This is a genomic window from Buchnera aphidicola (Ceratoglyphina bambusae), assembly GCF_039363085.1.
Classification (GTDB): domain Bacteria; phylum Pseudomonadota; class Gammaproteobacteria; order Enterobacterales; family Enterobacteriaceae; genus Buchnera_G; species Buchnera_G aphidicola_E.
This window is the reverse complement of the sequence record NZ_CP134982.1, coordinates 185,994-198,509: the sequence shown is the minus strand read 5'-3', so window position 1 is coordinate 198,509 and position 12,516 is coordinate 185,994. Positions and strand designations below refer to the sequence as shown.

Below are 12,516 nucleotides of genomic sequence, written 5' to 3'. Positions count from 1 at the left end.
TATTTTCTAAATATATTTTATGTTGTTAAAAAAAAATAAATCAATATAAACTAAATATAATAATTATTTATAGTTTATAAAAATTTTAATATGAAAATATTTGGCATAGGAATAGACATAATAGAAATAAAAAGAATAAAAAATATGAATATTTTTTTTAGAAATAAATTAGCTAAAAAAATTTTATCTAAAAATGAATTTAAAAAATATTTATTATTAAAAAATTGCATAAAATTTTTAATTAAAAGATTTTCTGTTAAAGAAGCATGTGTAAAAGCATTAGGTACTGGCATAATAAAAAATTTATCATTTAAAAATTTCGAAATTTATAATAATAAATTAGGAAAACCTAAAATAAAATTTTTAAAAAAAAATTTAAATTTTTATAAAAAGAAAAATATTAAAAAAAGTCATATAAGTATAAGTCATGAAAAAAAATACTTTTGCGCTATAGTAATATTAGAAAGTTAACACTTTTTTAAAAAAGAAAATAATACTTATCAAAATGTATAGTATTATTTTCTTTTATTTTTAAAAAAATTTTTTATAATATTTTTGCATTTAATCTTAAAAACGTTATTTTTTATTTTTATTTTTTTTTTATATAATAAATTTATATAATTAGAAAACATATAAGAGTTAGCACCATATACAAGTCTATATATTCTACTATGTATAATAGCCCCCAAACACATTAAACAAGGTTGCAAGGTAACATAAAGAGTAGTTTTTAATAATCTATAATTTTTTAAAATATAACCGCCTCGTCTTAAAGCTATAATTTCTGCATGTGCTGTAGGATCATGTTTATAAATAGAAGAATTGTATCCTTTAGAAATAATTTTGTTTTTAAATATTAAAACTGAACCTACTGGAATTTCATTTTTATTATTAGCTTTTTTGGCTAAAATCAATGCTTTTTTCATCCAATATTTATCGGTGTTTTCCAAAAATATTATTCTCCAGAACATTATTTAAAATTTTTTATAATTCTTAATTTTTTAATTTGCCATTCTCTTTTTTTTTTTATATATCTTTTATCTATTTTTTTAATTCCTTTTGATAATCCTATTTTTAATTTACATAAAAATTTTTTCCAAAACATGTGTATTGGAATAATAGTTAAATTATCTTTTTTAATTTTATTTAACAAATATAATATTTCATTTTTTTTTAATAAAAGTTTTATTTTTCTATATTTTTCATAATTTATATATTTATAATGACTTTTTAAGATATTTATTTTAAAATTCATCAAAAATATATTTTTTTTATATATTGAAATATAACTATTTTCAATATTCACATTATTACTTCTTATTGACTTTATTTCCCACCCTTTTAAAACTAACCCAGCATTTAGAGTTTTTATAATTTTATAATTATAAAAGATCTTTTTGTTAAACAAAATTTTTTTTTTCATTGAATTTTATGTTTATAAAATAAAAATTTATAACTATATTTATATAAATATAAAACTTTATAAAAAATAATATTAATTTTTATTTTTTATTTACTGTTACTATCGCAGGTCTTAATAATCTATCATACAAAAAATAGCCTTTTTGTACTATTTTTACTATGAAATTATTAGGGATTTCTTTCAAATTTTCTATAGAAATTGCTTGATGAAAGTTAGGGTTAAATTTTATATTTAATTTATTTATTTCATTTACTTTGCAATCTTTTAATATTTTTTTAAAAAATTTTAATATATTTTCTAATTCAAATAAAACTATTTTTATAGTCTCATTTTTCACATTTTTTTTTAATTCTACAGCTTTCTCAAAACTATCTATTATATTAATAACTTCTATAATTATTTCTTCTAAAGAATATTTATAAGACTTGTTTATTTCTTTATTCATTCTTTTAGAAAATTTTTTTAAATTATCTTTTGATATTTTTTTAAGTTTAGATATTTTTTTTTTTTTTTTATTTATTTTTTTAAGAATATTTTTATATTCTGATAAAACTTTTTTATTTTTTAATTTTAAAATTTTTGTTTCATTTTTTAAAACATTTTGACTACATTTTTTCATTTTTTTATGCCTAGCATTATTATATAAAAATTATTAATTAAACTTTAAATTAATTTTTTTATAAAATTTTACTATAAAATTAAAATTTTTTTTAAAAAACAATAAATATAAAAATAAAACTAAAAACCAAATAATTTTTATTATATAAATTATAAAATAACTATTATAAAATTTTATATAATTTGTTTATATTATTTATTATAAAAATATATTTTAGAAATATAAATTTTTATTTTATTTAGCATATTTTATATATAATTAAATTAAATTTGTTTAAAAAATTTTATTTTTATATAAAAAATTTTTTTTATAAATAAAATATCGGTGCGAACGGGATTTGAACCCGTGACCCCCGGCGTGACAAGCCGATATTCTAACCAACTGAACTATCGCACCTATTAAATAAAATAATACTATATATATATAATAAAATCAATTTTTTTTATTTTTTTTTTTAATTTTTAATAATATTTTTTTATGTAAATATATTTCTTTCTTATCAGCAAACTTTATTATATTTTTTAAATATTTTTTGTGACTTTTTTTGATATATTTTTCTTCATTATCAAAAAAATTTATTTCATTTTGCTTTCTAGTCATTCTTATATATAACTCAGATAATATTTTTGCATCTAATATAGCACTATGAAATTTTCTATTAATATTTTTTATTTTATATCTTTTACATAAAACATTTAAAGTATTTTTTCTTCCTGGATGTAAATTTCTTGCTAATTTTAATGTGTCTATTATATTACATATTTTATTAATTTTTTCTATTTTGTGGTTTATATTAAATAATTCATATTCTAAAAATTTTATATCAAAAGACGCATTATGAATAACTAAATTAGAATTTTTTATAAATTTTATTAAATTATCTGCAACATCACAAAAAGAGGGTTTATTTAACAAAAATTCATTAGTAATACCATGTACTTTAAAAGCTTTTTTTTCTATTTTTCTATTTGGATTTAAATAACAATGAAATTCTTTTCCAGTAAGTTTTCTATTAAAAATTTCTACAGCTCCAATTTCTATTATCTTATGTTTATTATTATCTATTTTTGTTATAGAATTTATTCCTGTAGTTTCTGTATCTAATACAATAGTTCTTTTCATTTATTTATTTTTGTAAACTAACATTTTAAATTAAAGGAATTGTTATGAATAAAATACACATATATATAGATGGATCATGTATAAAAAATCCTGGACCAGGGGGATATGGAATTTTATTAAAATATAAAAATTTTGAAAAAAAAATTAGTAAAGGTTTTTATTTAACTACAAATAATAGAATGGAACTAATGGCTGCTATAGAAAGTTTAAAGTGTTTAAAAAAAAAATGTTTAGTTACTATAATAACAGATAGTAAATATGTAATATTAGGAATATCAAATTGGATAAAAAAATGGAAAATGAAAAAATGGAAAAATACAAAAAAAAATGTAATAAAAAATTTAGATTTATGGAAAAAATTATATAATTTAACGAAAAAACATAAAATAGAATGGATTTGGATAAAAGGACATAAAGGAAATTATGAAAATAATATATGTGATAAATTAGCAAAAAATGCTGCTAAAAATCCTATTAAAAATGATAATGGATATAATTCTACATAATAATATATAAATTCATAACAATATATATTGGAGCTAAGCGGGATCGAACCGCTGACCCCCTGCGTGCAAAGCAGGCGCTCTCCCAGCTGAGCTATAGCCCCATAAAATAATGGTGGTAGGCCTGAGTGGATTTGAACCACCGACCTCACCCTTATCAGGGGTGTGCTCTAACCAATCTGAGCTACAAGCCTGTTAATAACAATCAGGATGAAATATTATTAGAAAATTTGTGTGGGCACGTTCTTATAATTAAGAATATTATTATAAGGAGGTGATCCAACCGCAGGTTCCCCTACAGTTACCTTGTTACGACTTCACCCCAGTCATGAATCACACCGTGGTAAACGCCCTCCCGAAGGTTAAGCTATCTACTTCTGGTACAACCCACTCCCATGGTGTGACGGGCGGTGTGTACAAGGCCCGGGAACGTATTCACCGCGACATTCTGATTCACGATTACTAGCGATTCCGACTTCATGAAGTCGAGTTGCAGACTCCAATCCGGACTTAGACGTACTTTGTGAGCTCCGCTTACCATCGCTGGGTCGCTTCTCTTTGTATACGCCATTGTAGCACGTGTGTAGCCCTGGTCGTAAGGGCCATGATGACTTGACGTCGTCCCCACCTTCCTCCGCTTTATCAACGGCAGTCTTCCTTGAGTTCCCGGCCAAACCGATGGCAACAAGGAATAAGGGTTGCGCTCGTTGCGGGACTTAACCCAACATTTCACAACACGAGCTGACGACAGCCATGCAGCACCTGTCTCACAGTTCCCTAAGGCACTTCCGTATCTCTACAGAATTCTGTGGATGTCAAGACCAGGTAAGGTTCTTCGCGTTGCATCGAATTAAACCACATGCTCCACCGCTTGTGCGGGCCCCCGTCAATTCATTTGAGTTTTAACCTTGCGGCCGTACTCCCCAGGCGGTCGATTTAACGCGTTAGCTCCGAAGCCCGGCAGTCATGCCACCAAACTCCAAATCGACATCGTTTACAGCGTGGACTACCAGGGTATCTAATCCTGTTTGCTACCCACGCTTTCGCATCTCAGCGTCAGTATTTGTCCAGAAGGCCGCCTTCGCCACCGGTATTCCTCCACATCTCTACGCATTTCACCGCTACACGTGGAATTCTGCCTTCCTCTACAATACTCTGAGTTTATTAGTTTCAAATGCAGTTCCTAAGTTAAGCTTAGGTATTTCACATCTGACTTAATAAACAACCTACGTGCTCTTTACGCCCAGTTATTCCGATTAACGCTCGCACCCTCCGTATTACCGCGGCTGCTGGCACGGAGTTAGCCGGTGCTTCTTCTGTAACTAACGTCAATTGTATTACCTGTTAGATTATACACCTTCCTCATTACCGAAAGTACTTTACAACCCGAGAGCCTTCTTCATACACGCGGCATGGCTGCATCAGGGTTTCCCCCATTGTGCAATATCCCCCACTGCTGCCTCCCACAGGAGTCTGGACCGTGTCTCAGTTCCAGTGTGGCTGGTCATCCTCTCAGACCAGCTAGAGATCGTTGCCATGGTATGCTTTTACCACACCATCAAGCTAATCTCGTCTGGGTTCATTCAAAAGCGCAAGGTCTTTACAAGAAAGATCCCCTACTTTGGTTCTAAAACATTATGTGGTATTAGCTACCGTTTCCAGTAGTTATTCCTCTCTTTTGAGTAGATCCCCAGATATTACTCACCCGTTCGCCGCTCGCCGACAAAAATTATAAAAACTTTTTTCGCTGCCGCACGACTTGCATGTGTTAGGCTTGCCGCCAGCGTTCAATCTGAGCCATGATCAAACTCTTCAATTGTAAAAAATATCTTTAAATAAACGAAAATATAAATATATTTTCTTAATTTAAGACGTACCCACACAAATTTTCTAATATTTTTTTAAAGAACATTTTTAATTAACTTTAATAAGATTATATTTTTTTTTTTATGTTGTCAACTATTTTATTTAACTTTATTAACATAAATTAATTATTAAAAAATATATAATTTAAAAATTAATTGTTTATATTAAAATAAATAATATTTTGATTTATAAAAAAAATAAATTTTTGTTATAATAATAAAATTAAAAAAAAATAAAAAATGCTTCATAAAAAGTATAAAATGAATATAAAATTAACTCTTACTAATATAACTAAAAAATCATTAAGAAAGAATGGAATTAAAAAATGTTATAATATAGTTATAATAGAATCTTCTAATAAACTATATGGAGACTATCAAGTAAATGGAATTATGCAAATATCAAAAGAGATAAAAAAAAAACCTGAAGAATTATGTAAAGATATTATAAAAAAAATAAAAAAAAAAGAAATAATAAAAAATGTTACTTTTTCATATCCATGTTTTATAAATTTTTTTTTGAATATAAAATATATAGAAAAAAAAATGGAAAATATAATTACTTGTAAAAGACTTAGTATAAAAAAATGCAAAAAAAAAAGAATTGTTATAGATTACTCTTCACCTAATATTGCAAAAGAAATGCATGTAGGACATTTAAGATCTACTGTCATAGGTGATTCTATGGCTAGAATTATGGAATTTTTAGGAAATGACATAATAAGAGAAAATCATATAGGAGATTGGGGGCATCAATATGGAATGTTAATAGCATATTTAAACAAAAAAATAGAATATAAAGAAATTAAAAATATTAAATTAAATCAATTAGAAAATATTTACAAAAAAGCCAAAAAAAAATTTGACAATAGTAAAAAATTTAAAAAAGAATCTAAAAAATATTTAATAAAATTATATAAAAATGATTATAAATATATAAAAATATGGAAGAAAATAGTAAAATTAACATTAATAGAAAATGAAAAAATATATAAAAATTTAAATATTAGTTTAAAAAGAAAACATGTAAAAGGAGAAAGTTTTTATAAAAACATGTTAGAAGAAATAGTATTAGAACTTAAAAAAAAAAAAATAGCAAAAAAGAAAAATGGAAATGTAATAATTTATTTAAAAAAATTTAGAAACAAGTTAGGAGAAAAAATGGGAGTAATAATACAAAATAAAGATAAAACATTTTTATATTCAACTATAGATATAGCTTGTATAAAACATAGAATAAGAAATTTAAAAGCAGATGAAATAATATATTATGTTGATTATAGACAGAAAAGATATTTAAAACAAATTTTAGAAATTGCAAAAAAAGCAAAATATATTAATAAAAATTCAATAATAAAACATCATGAATTTGGAACAATTTTATCTAAAAATAATAAACCATTTATGACTAGAAACAACAAAACAATAAAATTATCTAAATTAATAAAAGAATCTATAAAAAAATCTAAAAAAATAATAGTTAACAAACATATTGGTATCAAAAAAAAATGTATGAAAAAAATATCTAATATAATAGGAATAGGAGCAATAAAATATTTTGAACTTTCTAAAAATAGAAAAAAAAATTATATATTTAACTGGAATAATATACTTAAATTAAATGGAAATACAGCTATATACATACAATATTCATATTCTAGAATAATATCAATATTAAAAAATTCAAAAATAAAAATAAAAGAAATAAAAAATAAAATAAAAATAACTAACGAAGAAGAAAAAAATATTTCAATAAAAGTATTACAATTTGAAGAAACAATAATAAATGTTTCAGAAACTGGATATCCTAACATATTATGCAATTATTTATATAATTTATCATATATTTTTTCAAAATTTTATGAAAAACATAATATTATATATGAAAAAAACAATACTATAAAACATAGCAGAATTAAATTATTATTAATAGTTTCTAAAATAATAAAAAAAGGATTAAATCTTTTAGGAATTAAAACTTTAAATAAAATATAAATATTTATTTATATCTTAAAAAAAAATAATTACATTTTTCCTATTATACTAGTAGATTTTAAAGTAAAATTATTAGGTATTTCTAAAAAAGACAACACGTATAAATTATAAAAATTTTGTCGTAAAAATTTTGACAAAATATGTCTTAGTGAATGATCTACAACTATTACTAAAAATCCATTTGTTTCTATCTGATTTTTTATAGCTAATTTAGTTTGTTTAAATAATTTATTTGATAATTCTGGTTCAAATATTCCTCTATTATTTTTACAAGATATTTCTATAGCATTTTCTAAATCTTTATCTAAAGTAATTATATTAACTTCATAGTTATTTTTAAAAATTTCCTGACAAATAAATTTACTTAATGATATTCTAATTATACTAGTTAATTCATTAGGATCTTTAGTTAAATAAGAATTTTGTATTAAAGATTCTAAAATAGTTTTCATATCTCTTATATAAACATTTTCATTTAACAAATTTTTTAAAATCTGATTAAACGTAGATAAACTTATTATATTAGGAATAATTTCTTCTATTAATTTAGGCATTTTTATATTAATATGTTCTATTAATTTTTGAGTCTCATAACATCCAAATAATTCATCTAAATTTTTGTTTAAAATATTATTTAAATTAGCTACTAATATAGAATTACTATCTACAATCGTGCAATCTAATCTTTTTGCTTTTTTTTCAAATTTTTTTTCTATCCAAAAAGCTTTTATTCCATAAATAGGTTCAATACACTCTTTGATATAAGGAAAATCAAATTTTACATTTGTATTATTATTTATTATCATAAATAAATTATAAAATAATTCACCTTTATAATATTCTACTCCTTTTATTAAAATTCTATATTCAAATTTTTCTAATGCAAAATTATTCCTTATATATACTACAGAAGGTAAAAAACCTATTTTTTTGGCAAAATTTTTTCTTATCATTTTAATTTTTTCTAACAAATCTTGTTTTTGTATGCTATTTAAAGATTTATATAAATTTTCTCCTAATTCTATTTTAATAGTATCTTCTAATTTAACATCTTTCCAAGAAGCATCTCTAAATGATTTTTTAATATTATAATGTTTTATATTTTTTAATTTTTCTGTATGTGTCTTTTTTACATATAAAAAACTTCCAAAACAATATAACATAAAAGATGCTAATAAAAAAACTAAATGTGGCATATTAGGAACTAACCCGACAATAAATAAAACTAAACTACTAAATAAAACTGTTTTAAAATTATTAAATAATTGATTAACTATTTGTTCACTAACATTTTGTTCATTGCTTATTCTAGTAACCATAACACCAGCTGAAGTAGATATAAGTAAAGCAGGAATTTGAGCTACTAAACCATCTCCTATAGTTAATAAAGTATAAGTTTTTATTGCAGTATTAAAATTCATGTTGTGTTGAATACAACCTACTAAAACTCCACCAACAATATTTATGAACATAATTAATATTCCAGCTATTGCATCACCTCTAACAAATTTACTAGCTCCATCCATAGAACCATAAAAATCAGCTTCTTGATACACTTTAATTCTTCTTTTTATAGCCTCTTTTTCTTCAATAGATCCAGAATTTAAATCAGCGTCTATTGCCATCTGTTTTCCAGGCATTCCATCTAAAGCAAATCTAGCACCAACTTCAGCTATTCTGCCTGACCCTTTAGTTATTACTATAAAATTTATAATTATTAATATAATAAAAATTATTATACCCGCGAAAAAATTATTTCCTAACAAAAAATGACCAAATGATTCTATAACATTACCAGCAGAAGAAAAACCAGTATGTCCTTTAGTTAAAATTATTCTAGTAGAAGCAATGTTTAAAGATAATCTCAATAAAGTTGAAAACAATAATATTGTTGGAAAAGAAATAAAATCTATAGTATTTTTTGTAAACATAGAAGAAAGCAAAATCATAATAGATAAAACTATATTAAATGTAAAAAATATGTCTAATAAAATAGGAGGTAATGGCAATATCATCATTGTTAATAACATTAAAAGTATAATAGGCGCATAAAATATACTCCATTTTATTTTTTTAAAATCTTTTAATATTTTTAAAAATATAGAAAAATTAAATATCATTTTATTATCTCAAGAATTTATTATTAATTAATTTATTAAAAATTTTTTTGGGTTATCAGGTCTCTTACCGCCTTGTAATTTCCATTTCTTCATGTTCCAAGACCAATATATTATTTCAGCCATTAATAAATATAACTCTTCTGGAATATATTTTCCTCTTTTACCATGCTTATATAAAAAAAATGTTAAATTTGAATCATTTAAAATTGGTATCATATTTTCATTAGCAATTTTTTTTATATAAGAAATTTTGTCTTTATAATTTTTATATAATATTTTAGGTGCATGCATAATTTTAGGATCATATCTTAATGCTACACAATAATAGTTATTATTATCTATTAAAATTACGTCCGACTTATATATATTTAAATCTTTTGACATATTAATGTTTTGATTTCTTTTATTTTTTATAATATTTTTTATATATGCATTACCTTCAATATTTTTAAATTCTTCAATAACTTCTTTTTTTGACATTTTAAGATTTTCATAATATTTTCTATATTCTAAAATAATATCTACTATAGATATAGGAACAAAAGAAATAATACCTACTATGCAAGATAGAAAAAAAAATTTAAAAAAATAAAAAATATTATTGTTAAAATTATTATAATTAATATTTAAAATTTTAAAAACTTCTTCATAAATAAAAAAAATAAAAATAGAAAATATACATAATATTTTAAAAAATATTTTAAAAAGTTCTATAAAAATATTAGAAAAAAATATTTCTTTGATATTTTTTAAAAAGTTTATTTTTTTAAGATTAAAATTAATGTTTTTTATATTAAAAGATACTCTACCAAATAAAAATGGTATTAATATGTTAATCATAATAGGAAATAATAAAAACAATAAAAATATAAAAATTTTTTCTTTTATTATTAAATAAAAGTTGTCAAAAACATTTTTTTCAAAATAATAAAAATTAAATTTTAAATTATTAGAAAAAAAACTTACAAAATGTATAAAAATATCTTCTTTAAATAAATAAAGAATATAAAAATTTATACATAAAAACAATAAAAAATTGAATTCTTTTGAATTTATTCTTTTCCCATCTTTTTTAGCTTTATTTAATTTGTGTTCAGATGGATCTTCAGTTTTGTCTTCATCAAAATCTTTTTCAGACATAATGAACTCACAAAATATGTTTAAAATATAAAAAAAAAAATATAATATATAAAACATTATATAATCAAAAAATTTTAAAATATATAAAAAATTTATATATATAAAATAAATTTAATAATATTTTTTTTTAAAAACATATTTACAAGGAAATTTATGAAAACAAGCAAATATTTACTGTTTACTATGAAAAAATATAAATCTAAATTAATAAATAATGAATTAATTATAAGGTCTGGATTAGTAAGAAAAATTTCATCTGGAATATATAGCTTTTTACCTTTAGGAATAAGAATAATAAATAAAATAAAAAAAATAATAAGACATGAAATAGAAAAAAATTATGCTATAGAAATATATATGCCTTTGCTACAAAAAGAGTTTTTATGGAAAAAAAGTGGAAGAATAAAAATTTTTGGAAAAGAACTGTTTAAAATAATAGATAGAAAAAAAAAAAAATTTATATTATCACCCACTCATGAAGAATTAATTACATATATATTTTCTAAAGAAATTAAATCATATAAAAGTTTTCCAATTACATTTTATCAAATACAAAATAAATATAGAGATGAAATAAGATCTAAAGATGGGATAATAAGATGTAAAGAATTTATTATGAAGGATGCATATTCATTTCATATAAATAGATCATCTATGCAAAAAACTTATATGAAAATGTATTCATCATATAAAAAAATATTTAAATTGTTTAAAATAAAATATAAAATAACTTTAAGTAAATCAAAAAAAATGGGTGGTAAAACATCTCATGAATTTCATGCTATATCTCAACATGGTGAAAATTATATTTTAATACATGAAAAAGATAATATTTCTAAAAAAATAAAAATAAAAAATATAATAAAAAAAGAAAACGAAAGCAAAACATCAAATAAACACAATTTTGTAAAAATTTTTTTTATAAAATCAAACAGAAAAAAAAAAAAAAAAATAATAATCATTATAAAAATATCTCAAACTTTAGACATGAAAAAAATAAAAAAATATTATAATGATGAAACATTATATTTAGAGGAAAATGAAAAAAATAAAAAATTTATTAATAAAATTAAAAAAATAAATAATTTAATATATATAAAAAATTCTATTTTAATTGATAAATCTATAATTAATTTAAAAAACTTTTATATATATAAAAAAATAAATAAAACAAAGAAAATAAATATTATTAAACACAAAAAAAATATATTTTTTACTAATAAATTTATAATAAAAAAAAGTATAGAAATAGCTCATATATTTCAAATAGGAAAAAAATATTCTAAAAAACTTAATTTTTTTGTACATGATAAAAATAAAAAAAGAAAACTAATAAATATGGGATGTTATGGAATAGGTATAACAAGATTACTATCATCTATAGTAGAACAAAACCATAATATAAAAGGAATAATATGGCCTTCAATAATATCTCCATTTAAAGTTATAATACTTCCAATAAATAAACATAAATGTAATGAAGTAAAAATTATAGCAAAAAATGTTTATAAATATTTTAAAAAAAATAAAATAGAAGTTATAATAGAAGATAGAAAAATATCTCCAGGAGAAATGTTTAATAATAGTGATTTAATTGGTATAACGAATACTATAATAATAAACGAAAAAAATGCTAAAAAAAAAATGGTAGAATATAAAAATAGAATATTAAATATAAGCAAAATAATTTCAATAAAAGACATAAAAAAATATATAAAATAAAAATTTT

The 12,516-nt window shown here is 21.4% G+C and carries 10 protein-coding genes, 3 tRNA genes and 1 rRNA gene; 4 read left to right on the top strand and 10 right to left on the bottom strand.

The features are described 5' to 3' along the window. Window positions 1-90: 90 nt before the first annotated feature. Entirely contained in the window at window positions 91-471 is a 381-nt protein-coding gene (acpS, locus tag RJD23_RS00885) for a holo-ACP synthase (RefSeq protein ID WP_343188371.1), read from the top strand. Between the two features lie 44 nt (window positions 472-515). Here the strand turns inward: acpS and tadA are convergent, their stop codons facing one another. The 5 genes from tadA to dnaQ all read right to left on the bottom strand — a co-directional run bounded on the left by tadA (window position 516) and on the right by dnaQ (window position 3,164). After that, entirely contained in the window at window positions 516-926 is a 411-nt protein-coding gene (tadA, locus tag RJD23_RS00880) for a tRNA adenosine(34) deaminase TadA (RefSeq protein WP_428994249.1), read from the bottom strand. 44 nt (window positions 927-970) lie between these two features. Beyond that, window positions 971-1,423, bottom strand: coding sequence for an SsrA-binding protein SmpB (smpB, locus tag RJD23_RS00875; RefSeq protein WP_343188369.1), 453 nt, complete (start codon window positions 1,421-1,423; stop codon window positions 971-973). A 79-nt stretch (window positions 1,424-1,502) separates the two neighbouring features. Next, complete coding sequence (gene grpE, locus RJD23_RS00870) at window positions 1,503-2,042, bottom strand: nucleotide exchange factor GrpE (RefSeq protein WP_343188368.1); 540 nt, start codon at window positions 2,040-2,042, stop codon at window positions 1,503-1,505. A gap of 322 nt (window positions 2,043-2,364) precedes the next feature. Then, a tRNA-Asp gene (locus RJD23_RS00865) sits at window positions 2,365-2,438 on the bottom strand. Between the two features lie 36 nt (window positions 2,439-2,474). After that, window positions 2,475-3,164, bottom strand: coding sequence for a DNA polymerase III subunit epsilon (gene dnaQ / locus RJD23_RS00860; RefSeq protein ID WP_343188367.1), 690 nt, complete (start codon window positions 3,162-3,164; stop codon window positions 2,475-2,477). 44 nt (window positions 3,165-3,208) lie between these two features. On the opposite strand from dnaQ, the gene rnhA reads away from it, so the two are divergent. Beyond that, window positions 3,209-3,670, top strand: a complete 462-nt coding sequence (rnhA, locus tag RJD23_RS00855; RefSeq protein WP_343188366.1) for a ribonuclease HI — start codon at window positions 3,209-3,211, stop codon at window positions 3,668-3,670. Between the two features lie 28 nt (window positions 3,671-3,698). Here rnhA and RJD23_RS00850 read toward each other — a convergent pair. From RJD23_RS00850 to RJD23_RS00840, 3 genes are all read right to left on the bottom strand, one after another. Beyond that, window positions 3,699-3,771 (bottom strand) — tRNA-Ala (locus RJD23_RS00850). A gap of 12 nt (window positions 3,772-3,783) precedes the next feature. Then, window positions 3,784-3,861, bottom strand: a tRNA-Ile gene (locus RJD23_RS00845). A 73-nt stretch (window positions 3,862-3,934) separates the two neighbouring features. Then, window positions 3,935-5,486: ribosomal RNA gene (locus RJD23_RS00840) — 16S ribosomal RNA — on the bottom strand. A 307-nt stretch (window positions 5,487-5,793) separates the two neighbouring features. Between RJD23_RS00840 and argS the strand changes: the two genes are divergently transcribed. Beyond that, window positions 5,794-7,527, top strand: a complete 1,734-nt coding sequence (gene argS / locus RJD23_RS00835; protein ID WP_343188393.1) for an arginine--tRNA ligase — start codon at window positions 5,794-5,796, stop codon at window positions 7,525-7,527. 29 nt (window positions 7,528-7,556) lie between these two features. Here argS and RJD23_RS00830 read toward each other — a convergent pair whose 3' ends face one another. Continuing rightward, entirely contained in the window at window positions 7,557-9,644 is a 2,088-nt protein-coding gene (locus tag RJD23_RS00830) for a flagellar biosynthesis protein FlhA (RefSeq protein ID WP_343188392.1), read from the bottom strand. A gap of 30 nt (window positions 9,645-9,674) precedes the next feature. After that, window positions 9,675-10,787 (bottom strand): EscU/YscU/HrcU family type III secretion system export apparatus switch protein, encoded by a 1,113-nt coding sequence (locus RJD23_RS00825; RefSeq protein ID WP_343188365.1) that lies wholly within the window; start codon window positions 10,785-10,787, stop codon window positions 9,675-9,677. A gap of 153 nt (window positions 10,788-10,940) precedes the next feature. On the opposite strand from RJD23_RS00825, the gene RJD23_RS00820 reads away from it, so the two are divergent. Continuing rightward, window positions 10,941-12,509 (top strand): aminoacyl--tRNA ligase-related protein, encoded by a 1,569-nt coding sequence (locus RJD23_RS00820; RefSeq protein WP_343188364.1) that lies wholly within the window; start codon window positions 10,941-10,943, stop codon window positions 12,507-12,509. Window positions 12,510-12,516: the final 7 nt, after the last annotated feature.

Coding starts and splice junctions, on each gene's coding strand:
- rnhA (WP_343188366.1), top strand. CDS start 3,209: ATGAATAAAATACACATATATATAGATGGATCATGTATAAAAAATCCT.
- smpB (WP_343188369.1), bottom strand. CDS start 1,423: ATGAAAAAAAAAATTTTGTTTAACAAAAAGATCTTTTATAATTATAAA.
- acpS (WP_343188371.1), top strand. CDS start 91: ATGAAAATATTTGGCATAGGAATAGACATAATAGAAATAAAAAGAATA.
- grpE (WP_343188368.1), bottom strand. CDS start 2,042: ATGAAAAAATGTAGTCAAAATGTTTTAAAAAATGAAACAAAAATTTTA.
- argS (WP_343188393.1), top strand. CDS start 5,794: ATGAATATAAAATTAACTCTTACTAATATAACTAAAAAATCATTAAGA.
- RJD23_RS00820 (WP_343188364.1), top strand. CDS start 10,941: ATGAAAACAAGCAAATATTTACTGTTTACTATGAAAAAATATAAATCT.
- dnaQ (WP_343188367.1), bottom strand. CDS start 3,164: ATGAAAAGAACTATTGTATTAGATACAGAAACTACAGGAATAAATTCT.
- tadA (WP_428994249.1), bottom strand. CDS start 926: ATGAAAAAAGCATTGATTTTAGCCAAAAAAGCTAATAATAAAAATGAA.
- RJD23_RS00825 (WP_343188365.1), bottom strand. CDS start 10,787: ATGTCTGAAAAAGATTTTGATGAAGACAAAACTGAAGATCCATCTGAA.